This is a genomic window from Mesorhizobium sp. f-mel (assembly GCF_053850215.1).
On record NZ_JBSPTO010000005.1, the window covers coordinates 70,314 to 83,271 of the forward strand.

At 63.1% G+C, this 12,958-nt stretch carries 14 protein-coding genes and 1 pseudogene; 8 read left to right on the forward strand and 7 right to left on the reverse strand.

Annotation, left to right across the window (positions count from 1 at the left end):
* Positions 1-48: 48 nt before the first annotated feature.
* The 3 genes from ftsE (at position 49) to ACWUKX_RS09500 (ending at position 2,491) form a co-directional block, all read left to right on the forward strand.
* Positions 49-708 carry a cell division ATP-binding protein FtsE gene (gene ftsE / locus ACWUKX_RS09490; RefSeq protein ID WP_010911739.1) on the forward strand — a complete coding sequence of 220 codons (660 nt, stop codon included), beginning with the start codon at positions 49-51 and terminating at the stop codon, positions 706-708.
* On the forward strand, positions 701-1,690 hold the full coding sequence (locus ACWUKX_RS09495; protein WP_456006060.1) for a cell division protein FtsX: 990 nt from the start codon (positions 701-703) through the stop codon (positions 1,688-1,690). The genes ftsE and ACWUKX_RS09495 overlap by 8 nt, the downstream gene beginning before the upstream one ends.
* A gap of 81 nt (positions 1,691-1,771) precedes the next feature.
* A complete protein-coding gene (locus ACWUKX_RS09500) occupies positions 1,772-2,491 on the forward strand; it encodes a YdcF family protein (RefSeq protein WP_456006063.1) in 720 nt (239 codons plus the stop codon).
* Positions 2,492-2,508: 17 nt separating this feature from the next.
* Here the strand turns inward: ACWUKX_RS09500 and ACWUKX_RS09505 are convergent, their stop codons facing one another.
* From ACWUKX_RS09505 to ACWUKX_RS09515, 3 genes and pseudogenes are all read right to left on the reverse strand, one after another.
* Positions 2,509-3,141 carry a pyridoxamine 5'-phosphate oxidase family protein gene (locus ACWUKX_RS09505; protein ID WP_455840011.1) on the reverse strand — a complete coding sequence of 211 codons (633 nt, stop codon included), beginning with the start codon at positions 3,139-3,141 and terminating at the stop codon, positions 2,509-2,511.
* Between the two features lie 13 nt (positions 3,142-3,154).
* Positions 3,155-3,586: a nuclear transport factor 2 family protein gene (locus ACWUKX_RS09510; protein ID WP_456006065.1), complete on the reverse strand. Its 432-nt coding sequence runs from the start codon at positions 3,584-3,586 to the stop codon at positions 3,155-3,157.
* A 35-nt stretch (positions 3,587-3,621) separates the two neighbouring features.
* A pseudogene (locus ACWUKX_RS09515) lies at positions 3,622-4,171 on the reverse strand (carboxymuconolactone decarboxylase family protein).
* 106 nt (positions 4,172-4,277) lie between these two features.
* On the opposite strand from ACWUKX_RS09515, the gene ACWUKX_RS09520 reads away from it, so the two are divergent.
* Together ACWUKX_RS09520 and ACWUKX_RS09525 are read left to right on the forward strand one after the other, a co-directional pair.
* Positions 4,278-5,189, forward strand: coding sequence for a LysR family transcriptional regulator (locus tag ACWUKX_RS09520; RefSeq protein WP_456006067.1), 912 nt, complete (start codon positions 4,278-4,280; stop codon positions 5,187-5,189).
* 97 nt (positions 5,190-5,286) lie between these two features.
* Positions 5,287-6,081 (forward strand): lysophospholipid acyltransferase family protein, encoded by a 795-nt coding sequence (locus ACWUKX_RS09525; protein WP_456006070.1) that lies wholly within the window; start codon positions 5,287-5,289, stop codon positions 6,079-6,081.
* Between the two features lie 26 nt (positions 6,082-6,107).
* Here the strand turns inward: ACWUKX_RS09525 and ACWUKX_RS09530 are convergent, their stop codons facing one another.
* The 3 genes from ACWUKX_RS09530 to ACWUKX_RS09540 form a co-directional block, all read right to left on the reverse strand.
* Complete coding sequence (locus ACWUKX_RS09530; RefSeq protein ID WP_456006073.1) at positions 6,108-6,725, reverse strand: LysE family translocator; 618 nt, start codon at positions 6,723-6,725, stop codon at positions 6,108-6,110.
* A gap of 155 nt (positions 6,726-6,880) precedes the next feature.
* Positions 6,881-7,828 (reverse strand): aldo/keto reductase, encoded by a 948-nt coding sequence (locus ACWUKX_RS09535; RefSeq protein ID WP_456006076.1) that lies wholly within the window; start codon positions 7,826-7,828, stop codon positions 6,881-6,883.
* A gap of 142 nt (positions 7,829-7,970) precedes the next feature.
* Positions 7,971-8,939 carry a GlxA family transcriptional regulator gene (locus ACWUKX_RS09540; RefSeq protein ID WP_456006078.1) on the reverse strand — a complete coding sequence of 323 codons (969 nt, stop codon included), beginning with the start codon at positions 8,937-8,939 and terminating at the stop codon, positions 7,971-7,973.
* A 170-nt stretch (positions 8,940-9,109) separates the two neighbouring features.
* On the opposite strand from ACWUKX_RS09540, the gene ACWUKX_RS09545 reads away from it, so the two are divergent.
* Complete coding sequence (locus tag ACWUKX_RS09545) at positions 9,110-10,090, forward strand: quinone oxidoreductase family protein (RefSeq protein ID WP_456006080.1); 981 nt, start codon at positions 9,110-9,112, stop codon at positions 10,088-10,090.
* Between the two features lie 87 nt (positions 10,091-10,177).
* Here ACWUKX_RS09545 and ACWUKX_RS09550 read toward each other — a convergent pair whose 3' ends face one another.
* Complete coding sequence (locus ACWUKX_RS09550) at positions 10,178-10,771, reverse strand: gamma-glutamylcyclotransferase (RefSeq protein ID WP_456006082.1); 594 nt, start codon at positions 10,769-10,771, stop codon at positions 10,178-10,180.
* 115 nt (positions 10,772-10,886) lie between these two features.
* Here ACWUKX_RS09550 and ACWUKX_RS09555 point away from each other — a divergent pair, with 115 nt between their 5' ends.
* On the forward strand, positions 10,887-11,885 hold the full coding sequence (locus ACWUKX_RS09555; RefSeq protein WP_456006084.1) for a DUF2125 domain-containing protein: 999 nt from the start codon (positions 10,887-10,889) through the stop codon (positions 11,883-11,885).
* Positions 11,886-11,939: 54 nt separating this feature from the next.
* A complete protein-coding gene (locus ACWUKX_RS09560) occupies positions 11,940-12,863 on the forward strand; it encodes a PfkB family carbohydrate kinase (protein WP_456006087.1) in 924 nt (307 codons plus the stop codon).
* The last annotated feature ends 95 nt before the right edge of the window (positions 12,864-12,958 follow it).

Genomic DNA, 12,958 nt, shown 5'->3' on the forward strand with positions numbered 1-12,958 from the left:
CCCAGAGAAGGCTGGCTCGTCGCCGCCGCAAGTTTTAGGTCGTCGAACGTGATCCGCTTCGAAAATGTCGGCCTCCGCTATGGCATGGGTCCGGAAATCCTCCGCGACATTTCCTTGCACATACCGGAGCGCTCCTTCCAGTTCCTGAGCGGCCCTTCGGGCGCCGGCAAGACGACGCTGCTGCGGCTTTTGTTCATGTCACTCAAGCCGACGCGCGGGCTGATCACCATCTTCGGCAAGGACCGCTCGCGCATCTCGCGCACCGAGCTGCCGCATCTGCGGCGGCGCATCGGCGTGGTGTTCCAGGACTTTCGCCTGCTCGACCACATGACGACCTATGAGAATGTGGCCTTGCCGCTGCGCGTGCGCGGGCGAGAGGAGGCGAGCTACCGCACCGACGTGACCGAATTACTGAAATGGGTCGGCCTTGGCGAGCGCATGCATGTGCTGCCGCCGGTGCTGTCGGGTGGCGAGAAGCAGCGCGCCGCAATTGCCAGGGCGCTGATCGAGCAGCCCGAGATCCTGCTTGCCGACGAGCCGACCGGCAATGTCGATCCGCCGCTGGCGCGACGCCTGTTGCGGCTGTTCATCGAACTCAACCGGCTGGGCACTGCGGTGGTGATTGCAACGCACGACCTCGGCCTGATGGAACAGGTCGACGCACGGCGCATGATCCTGGCCGGCGGAAGGCTGGATATCTATGACTGACCTTTCCGTTCACCATGCCGAAGACCAGCACGCCGGTAAGGCTGCGACGACGCAGCGCGTTCAGCGCAAGATGGCGCCGATCTTGCCGGCGCAGAACATCGCCGGCCGGGCACTGGTCCTGGTCATTGCCATCATGACTTTCCTCTCCTGCCTGACCTTCGGCGCGGTGACGCTGGTGCGTGACACCGCCTCGGTCTGGGAGAACCAGATCTCACGCGAGGCGACCATCCAGATCAAGCCGGTGGATGGCCTCGACATGGAGGCAGCACTTGCCCAGGCCTCGCAGATCGCCGGTGAATTTCCTGGTGTGAAGAGCGCCAGGATCGTCGACCGCGATGCCACGGCGCGGCTACTGGAGCCGTGGCTGGGTTCGGGTCTCAACATCGACGAGCTGCCGGTGCCGCGTCTGATCATCGTCACCATAGACGAGAACAACCCGCCCGACTTCGCCGCAATGCGCGCCGCGATCACGCCGAAGCTGCCCAGTGCAGCACTTGACGACCATCGCACCTGGGTCGACCGGCTGGTGGCCATGGCCCGTACCACGGTGACAATCGGCATCGCCGTGCTGGCGCTGATGCTGTCGGCAACCGTGCTGACCGTGGTGTTCGCAACGCGCGGCGCCATGGCCGGCAGCGGCCACATCATCGAGGTGCTGCATTTCGTCGGCGCCGAAGCGCGCTTCATCGCGCGCGAATTCCGCCACCACTTCCTGGTCACCGGCATGAAGGGCGCAGCCGCCGGGGGTGCGGCGGCGGTGCTCGTCTTCATCGTCTTCTCATGGTGGTCGTCGCGCAACATGGCAACGCCGGAGGCCGATCAGGCGACCGCCTTGTTCGGTAATTTCGCTATCGGTTCGGCCGGCTATCTCGGCGTCGTCCTCATGGTGCTGGTCATCGGTGCGCTGACGGCGGCAACCTCCCATGTCACCGTCGTCACCTATCTCAGCGACATCGATGTCCGCCAGCCGGACGCGGGGTGATCACGAATAGAGAATTAGCGTAACGTAATGTGTGCTTTTCCACCTACTAAACGCCGCATTTCGGGGTTAACGATAGAGACGATGGACGCGCGCGAGTCGACCGGAACCGCTGGACAGTTACCCTTGGTGATTGGGCCATTCAGCGAGCGCGTCACGCCCGGCCGATTGGCGGGCGCATTGCGCATCTCCGCTTTCTTTCTGCTCGTGCTGGCAACGCTGTTTGCCGGCGGCTTCGGCTGGTTCGCCAACACTGTCAGCCGTCTCGCGACGCCTATCAATCCGGCAAAAGCCGATGCCATCATCGTGCTGACCGGCGGCCATTCGCGTCTCGACGCCGCTATGGGTCTGCTGGCGTCCGGCAAGGGCGAGCGGCTGCTGATCAGCGGCGTGCATCCTTCCGCCAGCCGCCGCCAGCTTCAGGTCGCGACCCGCGGCGACAAGAAATTGTTTTCCTGCTGCGTCGATATCGACCGCGCCGCGCTCGACACGATCGGAAATGCCGAGGAAAGTGCCAAGTGGGTGGAAGACCACGCCTATGGCACCGTGATCCTCGTCACCAACAACTATCACATGCCGCGCAGCCTGCTGGAAATGGGCCGGCTGCTGCACAAGGCCAAGCTCGAGCCCTATCCGGTTGTCAACAGCAACCTTGGCAATGGCGGCTGGCTGACCAAGCCCAGGGCGCTGCGCGTGCTGTTCACCGAATATAACAAATATCTGCTGGCGCTGGCGCGCGGCATCGTGCCGGTGAAACCAACGCCAACCGGCATCGCGCTGGCCGAGGCTGCTGCGCCGAACTGAGCCGATCTGGACCTGTATCATTCCTTGACCGTGGCGCATGAGGCACTGCGCAGGCGCGCGATCTCCTGTTCGAGACGTTCGATACGCTTGTCCCGCTCGGCCAGCGCCGCCGCGACGTCGGCAGCTTCGAACCGTTGCGGAATATGCTGCGGGCAATTGGAGTCCCAAGCCGAAACCGTGAACAGGATGATTTGTTCGAGGCGGGCCTTGTAGCCTTCCGGCATCAGCTTCGCCATCAGTTCGGCGTCGTCCTCGACGACACGCGCGCTGCCCCAGATCTTGATGCGCTGTCGGTGCGCATAGTCGATCAGGAACAGGAATGCGCGGGGGTTGTCGTCCAGATTGCCCTGGGTGATGAATTGCCTGTTGCCGGAGAAATCGGCGAAGCCGATCGTCCGCTCGTCGAGCACCTTGAGAAAGCCGGCCGGCCCGCCGCGATGCTGGATGTAAGGCTGGCCCTCACCATTGGCCGTCGACAGGAAGACGCTGGTCTGCGCCTCGATGAAGGCGGCGAGATCGGGCGTGATATCAGCTTGCCAGCCGCCACGCTCCTCGACGCGGGCATAGGCCACGCGTGAGCCTTTGCGGGCCTGGATCGCCTTGACGGTTGGCGTAAAGGCGACATCGCTGGTGAAGACGTGAACGCTCATTGGAAAGCCTCCTTCAAAGGCCGAGGTCCGTCAGAGAGGGATGTTCGTCCGGCCGGCGGCCGAGCGGCCAATGATATTTGCGGTCGGCCTCGCGGATCGGCAGGTCGTTGATGCTGGCGATACGCAAGCGCATCGATCCATGTTCATCGAACTCCCAGTTCTCATTGCCGTAGCTGCGAAACCACAAGTCGCTGTCGTCGTGCCATTCATAAGCGAAACGCACGGCAATACGATTGTCGCGGAAGGCCCAGACCTCCTTGATCAGCCGATAGTCGCGTTCGCGACCCCATTTGCGTGTGAGGAAGGTCTGGATGGCATCGCGTCCTTGCAGGAACTCGGCCCGGTTACGCCAGCGACTGTCGATTGTGTACGCAAGCGCGACCCGTGCCGGATCACGGGAGTTCCAGGCATCCTCCGCCATGCGTGCCTTCTGTCTTTCGGCCATGGGAACTCCTTGCAATGGGCTCACGGTTGCTGAATTCAGGCTGCCCTGCGGGCAGAAACGAGCGGAAAGTCGATCTCCGTCCTGGCAACCTCATTGACATAGTTGGTCCAGACATTGAGAGCGACATGCTGGACGATCTCGATGATCTGCGCATCATCGTAGCCTGCGAGCCGGACGGCGGTGAGATCCTCGTCGCCGATATGGCCACGGTCGCGCGCAACCTTGGCGCCGAAACGCACCGCTGCGGCGGCCTTGGGGTCGTTGGACCCGCCGCCGCGATTGGCGACCATCTCGGCGTCGTCAAGCTTGGCGAGGTTCTTGCCGAGATAGGTGTGGGGGGAAAGGCAATAGCTGCAGCCATTGATCTCGGCGACCGCCAGAGCGATGCGCTCGCGCGTCGGCGCGGGAAGGCGGCCCCTGGCAAGCGCTCCGGACAGACTGATAGCCTTCCAGCGCAGCCGGGCTATTGGAAACGAGCCTGAAGAGATTTGGGACGACACCGAGTTGCTCCTCGACGGCATGCAACATCGGCTGCGACGCAGCAGGCGCGGCCTCTATGGACGCAGGTGTAGCGATACGGGGCATGGCATTTCCTTCTCGTCGATCAGCTTCGCCACCAAATATGCCCCCTTCCATGTTTCGGATGTAGCTGTCATATTCGCAATTGATCCTTCCATTTTTCGGGAGAACCATGGATCGCCTCGAGGCCATGTCGCTTTTCGTCGCCGCGGTGGAGGCCAGCAGCCTTTCGGCCGCCGGACGCCGTTTCGGCATCCCACTTGCAACGGTCAGCCGCAAGGTCTCCGACCTAGAGCGGCATCTGAAGACGCGTCTCCTGAATCGCTCGACACGGCAGCTGACGCTGACCGACGCGGGTCACGCCTACCTGGCGGCCTGCCGTCGCATTCTCGACGAGGTCGGCGAGGCCGAGCGGACCGCCGCCGGCGAATACATCGCCCCGACGGGCGAACTGATCATCACCGCACCGATCGTCTTTGGCCGCCTGCATGTGCTGCCGGTAGTCACCGGCTTCCTCGCCGCCTACCCCGACGTGGCTATCCGCCTGATGCTCGCGGACCGGATAACCCAGTTGAGCGAGGAGCATATCGATCTCGCCGTCCGCATAGGCGAGCTTCCCGACTCGAGCCTGGTGGCCACCCGCATCGGCTCGATCCGGCGCGTTGTTTGCGCGAGCCCGGCCTATCTGGCCGAGCACGGTATGCCGGAGACCCCGAGAGACCTCGCGGCACATAACTGCATCACCTTCGAGGGGCTCACCGCTCCCGCCGCATGGACTTTTGCCACCGGCAAGACCGAGCTCGCTGTTCCGATCCGCTCACGGCTTCGGGTCAACACCGCGGAAGCGGCGGTCGATGCCGCGGTTGCCGGCGCCGGGATGACGAGGGTGCTTTCCTACCAGGTCACAGCTGCGGTGCGGGCGGGCACACTCCGCGCCGTGCTGCAGGCATTCGAGCCGCAGCCATGGCCGGTCAGTCTCGTGCATGCCGGTCAGGGTTTGCTGCCGGTGAAACTGCGTGCGTTCCTCGATTTCGCCGGCCCACGCCTGAAGAAACGGCTGGTGCAGGCGACGTGGCAGGCCTGACGAACTGGTAACCAAGTCATCGCCGGCCATCGCATCGTTTCCTTTTTGCCCGCGCTTGGTGTAACCAACGCACACCTCCTCACCGGGCACTTCTCCCATGCTCCTTATCCGCTCGCTGGCGTTCAACTTCGTCTTCTATGTCAATCTGATCGTCCAGATGATCCTCTGGACCCCGTACTATTTCCTGTCGCCGCGCCACCGCGCCTGGTTCGTGCCGAAATTCTGGTCGCGCACAAGCATGTGGCTTTATGACAAGATCGCCGGCACCAAAAGCGAGATCACCGGCCAGGAAAACCTGCCCGAAGGCTCCTTCATCCTGGCGCCCAAGCATCAATCCTTCTGGGATGCGATTGCCTTCTTCCCCCTCCTGCAGGATCCGATCTACATCCTGAAGCGGGAACTGACCTGGATCCCGTTCTTCGGCTGGTACATCTTGAAAATGCGGATGATCCCGGTCGACCGCGGCAGCCGCTCGAAAGCATTGAAGGCAGTCGTCGCCGCGACCAAACAGGAGCTGGCGCGCAATCCCCGCCAGCTGATCATCTATCCCGAGGGTACGCGCCGGGCGCCGGGCGACGAGCCGGCCTATAAATACGGCATCGTCGAGATTTATGCGCAGCTTGGCATTCCGGTGGTGCCGGTCGCCCATGTCGCCGGCCTCTACTGGCCGCGCCGGAAATTCCTGCGTTATCCCGGCACGATCAAGGCCCGCTTCCTCCCGCCGATCCCACCCGGGTTGGATAAGCAGGAATTCATGGAACGGCTTATTGGTGAGACGGAAGCCGCCTGCGACCAGCTGCTCGTCGAGGCCTCCAATGCGCCCAGCCCGCCGCCTATGCCGCCGACGGCGGTGAAGCGGCTGAGTGAGCTGGCCTCCGATACCTCGGCCTGAACTGCTGCCTGACCGGTAATATCCCCCTAGGGAACCACAGCCAGTGCCGTCGTCAAAACCAGCGTCGCCGCGAACGTCAGATTGATGATCCGCGAGGCCAGCGGTTCGCGCAGGAAGCGCGCAAACGCTGCCCCGGCGAGAAGCCAAAGGGCATGGATGGCGACGATCATCGAGGCGAGGACCGCCAGCTTGAGGCTTGCATCAAGCTCACCGGCGGACGACGTGCCGGCGAACACAGCGGCAATCGCCACGTAGGCTTTTGGGTTCGCGACGGCCAGAAGAAACCCACCCAGGAACGTGGGAAGTGCCGCCCCGCCGCTACGCGCAGCCAGAGGCGGAGCCGTTGCTATCTTGAAGGCGAGGTAGAGGATGTAGGCTGCGGATGCCAGCGCCAAGAGCGATGTGAGCTTCGGCACAGAGGCAAGCATGGCCGTGATGCCCGTCGCCACGACCAAAAGCACGGCGACCGTGCCAAGAACGATGCCCGAGGCGTAGCGGAGCGAATCGCGCAGACCGAAGGCGGCCCCAACGGCGGTGACGCTGATCGTCGCCGGCCCCGGACTGCCCATCACAACCGCCGATGCCAGCACAAGCGCGAGCAATTGCTGCCATAGATACGGGTGGGATAGAACTTGTCCGGCCATGCGTCATCCCCGCATCGTGCGTCGATGCAGGGACAGTACGGCAAGGCAGCGCCGAGCGTCTTGAACGATCGTGCAAACTCGTCCGCGGCCGGGTGTCCTTGACGCATCCACTGCTTGAATGTCCTGGGACACGCAAGCAGTCACTTCACACGCGGCTACGCACTCGCGCTGTCGAGCTCGGCGATATCGTCTGGGCTGAGCTTCAATGATGCGGCGTGAACGAGGCTGTCGACCTGGTCCAGCGTCGTGGCGCTGGCGATTGGCGCGGTGACGCCGGGCCGCGCGATCACCCAGGCGAGCGCCACTTCCGCCTGCTTGGCCGAGTGACGCGCCGACACGGCGTCGAGTGCCGCCAGGATGCGCATGCCGCGCGCGTTGAGATAGCGCTTCACGCCGTCGCCACGCGCGCTTTTGCCGAGATCAGCTTCGCTGCGGTACTTGCCGCTCAAAAAACCCTTGGCGAGGCCGAAATAGCTGATGACGCCGAGATCCTCGGCCATGCACAGATCGCGGAGCGGCCCATCGAAGGAGGCGCGATCATAGAGATTGTATTCCGGCTGCAGCACCGCGTAGCGCGGCAGGCCCCGCAGGCTTGCCACGTCGAGCGCGGCGCGCAACTGGCCGGCATCGAGATTGGAGGCGCCAACGTAGCGGATCTTGCCTTTGGCGAGCAGTTTTTGGTAGGCGCCGAGCGTTTCCTCGTAGGGGGTCGTCGGATCCGGCCAGTGCGACAGATAGAGATCGACGACATCGGTCTGCAGCCGCTTCAGCGACGCATCGATGGCCTTTTCGACATAGGCGGCGGAGAGGTCTTTCCTGCCCTGTCCCATATCCGACCCGACCTTGGTGATCACCACGACCTTGTCGCGGTTGCCGCGGCTCTTCATCCATTTTCCGATGATGGTTTCGGATTCGCCGCCTTTGTTGCCGGGAACCCAGCGCGAATAGGCATCCGCCGTGTCGATGGCGTTGAGACCGGCGCCGACGAAGCGGTCGAGCAGGTCGAAAGAGGTTTTCTCGTCGGCGGTCCAGCCGAAAACGTTGCCGCCCAGGACCAGCGGCGCGATGGACAGGTCGGTTTGACCGAGACGACGTTTCTGCAAGACTGATCTCCGTGGGGAATGGAAAGGAGCGGGCGAAAAGCCCGGGCTTAACTAGGTCTCACCGCGCGGAGGTCAAAGGCCCGGCTGTCTTTTCCGATGGACCAGCGCTTCACAAAGGCGCGACTCGCCGCGCTCCAAATGTCTACTGGCTTTGGCGCCGGTATTCACCAGGCGGCAGTCCGACCACGCGGTTGAAAAGCCGGCTGAATGAGGCCGTATCCCGGTATCCGACCTGGTAACATATTTCCGAAATGCCGAGTTTGGTGCTTTCAAGAAGTGTTTTCGCGGCCTCAAGGCGCCGGTCTTGAATCCATCGGCCAGGAGTGGTGTGCAATTCATCGGAAAACCGGCGCGCCAGCGTTCGCGGCGACAGGCGGAGTTGCGCTCCAAGGAAGGCAAGGTCGAGCGCTCCGAGCTGTTTTCTGGATGAAGCTTCGAGCTGGTCGCGGAACGGCTCTTGCGTGGGCAGCAGATCGGTGAGCGGGAACTCGTAGGGCGTCTGGATCTGCCGCGACGGCGGCAGCACCAGCAATTTGCGAACCAGGCGCTCCTCCCTGGCGAAACCAAGATCCCGCAGAAGCGCCTTGCCGAGCTCCAAGCCGGAAAAACCGCCGCCGCAAGTGTAGATCCGTCCGTCCCCGATCAGCACACGAGACGCGTCCCAACGCACCTTCGGAAAGCGGCGCTGAGCATCGGTCTTCAGCCACCAGGAGATCGTCGCGCGCTTTCTGTCGAGAAGACCGGCGTCTGCCAGGAAGTAACCGGCCCCGCAATGCGCGGCGATGATGGCGCCGTCGCGTTGCGCGCTTGCGATAAGCGGCGCGGCGTGGCGGCTCTCTTCCTCCAGCGCGGCAACAAGCTCCGGGATTTGCATGCCGGGCATGGCCAGCAGGATCAGCAGGTCCATGCGCTGCGAGGGTTCGCGTCTGGTATGGAAGGAAATCCCGGGCGTCGTCGTGGCGTCGGCCTGCCGAGCCACGAATTCGAAGGAAATCGCCGGCGCGCCGCGAATTGTGTTCACCAGCTCGAACATTTCGACAAGTGTCGCGGCGACGGCCGAATAAAAGGTCGACGGCAGCCAGATCACGGCGTGGACGGAACGATTGTCCAAGATGCCTCCTTTTGAACAGTTATGGCAAGTTTAGCACATAGATTGTCAAATCTGCCAATTCCGATTTTTGCCAGCGAGCATAGGTTCCGCGACACCGATGCAAACATCGGTGCCTGCGATCTGGCCGCGTCCAGATTGCATGACCAGATCGCCCGTTGTTGGAGGCCGAGATGAAAGCAATCGTGTTTGACGCAATCGGCTCGCCGCGGGACGTGCTCTATCTGCACGACGTACCCATGCCGCGAATTAGCGACGGCGAGGTGCTGGTCAGGATGGTTTCCGCCTCGGTCAACCCTGGCGACTTCCTGTTCATCCAGAACCTCTATCCCGAACCGAAGAAGCCGCATTTTCCCCACCAGATCGCCGGAAATCATGGCGCCGGCATTATCGATGCCGTGGGCGCGAACGTCGCTTTGAAACCGGGCACGCTTGTCGCGTTCAGCTACTACAATAGCTGGGCCGAATATGCGGCCGTTCCGGCCGAATGGCTGATCCCGCTACCTGCGGACTATCCGCTCGAACGCGCCGGACAGATGGTGAACCCCATCACCGCCTGGGACCTGCTGGCGGATTCCCGTGTGCAGCCTGGACAGTGGCTGGCCGTCACGGCCGGCTATTCATCGGTTTCGACGATGGTGATGCAGTTCGCCAAACGGCGCGGCATCAACGTGATCGCGCTCGTGCGACGCTCTCACGACAGGCTGGACCTGAAGCGGCTTGGTGCCACCGCCACCCTCGATCTGTCGGATTTGAAGGTCGGCATCAGGGAAGCGGTCATGGACATGACCGGCGGCGCCGGGTTGAACGGGATCATCGATAATGTCGGCGGACCCGCCAGTGGCGAATTGATCCGCACCCTCGCGATGGGCGGGCAGATGGTCATCAATGGCGGCATGAGCAGCGAGCGTTTCGAACTGCACAATTTCGACGTGCTGCTGAGCGGCGTAGAGATCAGGGCAAATATCTACCGCTACTTCTTTTCGCCGCCTGTCGAAGCCGACCGGCCGGTGTTGCGCGAGATTGTTGACATCTTCGGCCAACCCGATTTCCATATCTCTGTCGGCGGCATCCATCCGCTGGCGCAGTTCGAGCTCGCCGTGGCAAACAGCCTGGATCGCGCCGATCTCGGAAAGCAGATTTTCAGGATGTAGCCCGGACCATGATCCCGAACCGAAGGTCAGCGAAGCAAAAAGTGGAACCGGTTTTCGGAAAGATCATGGTCAAACAACGAAAGAAGATCACGACCCGATCCGTTTCGCCACTTCTTCCAGCCAGTGGTCGCGGATCCCAAGCGCTTCGAGGTGCTCCAGCGTGCTGAGCACGTAGTCCTCGTTCTTTCCCGACTGGCCGACGGACCCGCGAACGACGGTCGCCGCATCGGCCGCATCGAGCGCACCGGCATATTGCTCGTGGGTACGGTCGACGACATAGGCGACAGCCGAGACCGTCTCGCCCCCGTCCGTCTCGCCGCCACCCTTATCGCCGCCACCCTTATCGCCGCCCCCCTTATCGCCGCCACCCTTATCGCCATTGTCGAGGCGAATGCTAAGTATGCGCTCGAGATAGACATTGGTGACCAGCTCGCGCTCGCGCAGATAGGTGATGACCTCGTTGCGCAGATCGCCGGGGACGCGGAAGGCCAGCCCGATGCAGGAGCCGCCACGGTCGAGGCCGAGCACCAGGCCGGGCCGTTCGCGCGTGCCGCGATGCACGAAGGAGTAGACGCACAGCGAGCGGCGGTAGCCATGGAGGCGGGCGCGCCGCGTCTCGATATGCGCAAATCCCGGCCGCCAGATCAGCGAACCGTAGCCAAAAACCCAAAAATCGCCCATATCGCCAAGCCTGTTGCAGCACCGCACTGGAATCGGTGTTTTTCAATCCGTCTCCGTCTACCCGATGTTGCCGGAAACGACAGTCCCCCTCCAACGCGTTAACGAGAGCCGCAGCATGACGTCAAGTGACGAGCGTCCGCCGAATTTTTTCCGCCGGTTGTTCTGGCTTGGCGCTTTCATGGTCGTGCTGTTCGGCCTCTACAGCGCCGGCTGGTTCTACCTGGCAGACAAGGTCAAGAGCGAAGCCGCCAAAGCGGTGGCCGAGTTCAACGGCAATGGCATCGAGGCGGACTGCGCCAATCTCACGGTCAGCGGCTATCCCTCGAGCTTCGCCGTTTCCTGCGACAGTCTGGCTTACCAGGACGACACAAGGAACGTCGCCGCCTCGCTCGGCAGCCTCCACGCGGCTACGCACATCACCCAGATCCTGTCGCCTGGCGTCGACCTGCAGGGACCGCTCAGGACCTCCGTGCCGGGGATGGCGCCGCTATGGATCGACTGGGATACTCTGCGAGCGAACGTGAAATTGTCCTGGCCGCTGCCCCGGAGCGTTTCACTGGAGGCGGAGAGCCTGTCTGCCCAGACCGATCCGGCGGATGGCACAGACCCGGTCGAGCTGTTCAGCGCCGGGACAGCGGCCGGACAATTGCGTCCGAACGGCCAGGGCATCGACTATGCCGGGAGTTTTACCGATCTCGAAATCGACCCCGATGCCATCGATGGTCGCGTGCTGCCGCCGCTCGACGGCAGCGGCGACGTGACGCTGAAGAAAGGCGTGGCGCTGATCAAGACACAAACAAAGAGCCTGCGCGGCCAGGCGGTCGATATCGGCAAGCTCGATCTGTCGTCGGGAACTGCGCGTATCACCATTTCCGGACCGGTTTCGGTCGATGCCGATGGGCTGATCGACGCCGATTTGATGATCAAGCTTAGCGATCCGAAGGCGGTGGCGGCAATCCTCGGCAAGGCCATTCCCGAGCAGAAGAGCCAGATCAAAACAGGCTTTGCCGGGCTGGCGCTGCTAGGCAACGAACCGTCGATGCCGCTCAAGGTCGTCAAGGGCAAGGCCTCGCTCGGTTTTATCCCGCTGGGCAGGATCAAGCCGGTCGATTAGACCAAGATTGCGAACCTCCAGTTCGGAAAAGATCATGGTCAAACAGGAAGATAGATGAACCGCCCGGTGAAGCTCCTGAGTGTTGGCGCGCTGACGCTCGACACGATCTTACGCGTCGACACGCTTCCGACACGTCAGGGCAAGTTCATCGCGGCCGACGGCGTCCAGATCGCCTCGGGCATGGCTTCGAGCGCGGCCTGCGCCGCACGCCGCCTCGGCGCGGACGTATCGCTGTGGGCGAGCGCGGGAGACGACACCGTCGGCGATCAGCTGGTCGCCGGGATCGAGGCCGAAGGCGTCGATTGCAGCTTTGTCCGGCGCGTCACCGGCGCGCGTTCGGCACTGTCGGCCATCTTGGTCGATACGCACGGCGAGCGCATCATCGTTCCTTTCTATGACAAGCTCGCCCAGACCGATCCCGAGGCGCTCCCCACCCAAGATCTCACCGCATTCGACGCCGTCCTGGTCGACGTACGCTGGCCGGGCGCAGCAGCTCTGGCCATGGCGGCGGCGCGCGCAATCGGCCGTCCAGCCATACTGGACGCCGACACCGCGCCACGGGACGTGCTGGAACGCCTTTTTCCGCTCGCCTCGCACATCGTCGCGTCGGAGCCAGCGGCATTCATCCTCTGCCGCGAGGAGCAAGGCCCGCAAGAGGCCTGTGAAGCGTTGGCCGGACGCACCGATGCATTCGTAGCGGTGACGGGCGGCTCGGCGGGAAGCTGGTGGTTCGACCGCTCGGTCGCGTCCGTGCGCCATGTCGCGGCGCCAAGGATCAAGGCAGTGGACACGCTTGCCGCCGGCGATGTGTTTCACGGCGCCTTTGCCGTTGGTTTGGCGGAAGCCATGCCGATCGAACAGGCCCTGCGCTTTGCCAGCGCCGCCGCCGCGCTCAAATGCCAGCGTTTCGGCGGCAGGCTGGGCGCGCCGGACAGGGCCGAGACGCTGGCGATGATGGCCGCCCACTGGCCGGCCTGAGACAGCGGCGGGCTTTCAAATCGAATCGTACCGCCGCTGTGCCTTTTGTTTGAGCATCGGATTTCCCAAAATCGGTACCCACATTTGGGTTCGAT

Excerpts from the sequence above, each read along its gene's own strand:
- ACWUKX_RS09555 (WP_456006084.1), top strand. The coding sequence starts at position 10,887 with ATGACGTCAAGTGACGAGCGTCCGCCGAATTTTTTCCGCCGGTTGTTC.
- ACWUKX_RS09530 (WP_456006073.1), bottom strand. The coding sequence starts at position 6,725 with ATGGCCGGACAAGTTCTATCCCACCCGTATCTATGGCAGCAATTGCTC.
- ACWUKX_RS09505 (WP_455840011.1), bottom strand. The coding sequence starts at position 3,141 with ATGAGCGTTCACGTCTTCACCAGCGATGTCGCCTTTACGCCAACCGTC.
- ACWUKX_RS09560 (WP_456006087.1), top strand. The coding sequence starts at position 11,940 with ATGAACCGCCCGGTGAAGCTCCTGAGTGTTGGCGCGCTGACGCTCGAC.
- ACWUKX_RS09495 (WP_456006060.1), top strand. The coding sequence starts at position 701 with ATGACTGACCTTTCCGTTCACCATGCCGAAGACCAGCACGCCGGTAAG.
- ACWUKX_RS09510 (WP_456006065.1), bottom strand. The coding sequence starts at position 3,586 with ATGGCCGAAAGACAGAAGGCACGCATGGCGGAGGATGCCTGGAACTCC.
- ACWUKX_RS09500 (WP_456006063.1), top strand. The coding sequence starts at position 1,772 with ATGGACGCGCGCGAGTCGACCGGAACCGCTGGACAGTTACCCTTGGTG.
- ACWUKX_RS09520 (WP_456006067.1), top strand. The coding sequence starts at position 4,278 with ATGGATCGCCTCGAGGCCATGTCGCTTTTCGTCGCCGCGGTGGAGGCC.
- ACWUKX_RS09550 (WP_456006082.1), bottom strand. The coding sequence starts at position 10,771 with ATGGGCGATTTTTGGGTTTTTGGCTACGGTTCGCTGATCTGGCGGCCG.
- ACWUKX_RS09525 (WP_456006070.1), top strand. The coding sequence starts at position 5,287 with ATGCTCCTTATCCGCTCGCTGGCGTTCAACTTCGTCTTCTATGTCAAT.
- ACWUKX_RS09545 (WP_456006080.1), top strand. The coding sequence starts at position 9,110 with ATGAAAGCAATCGTGTTTGACGCAATCGGCTCGCCGCGGGACGTGCTC.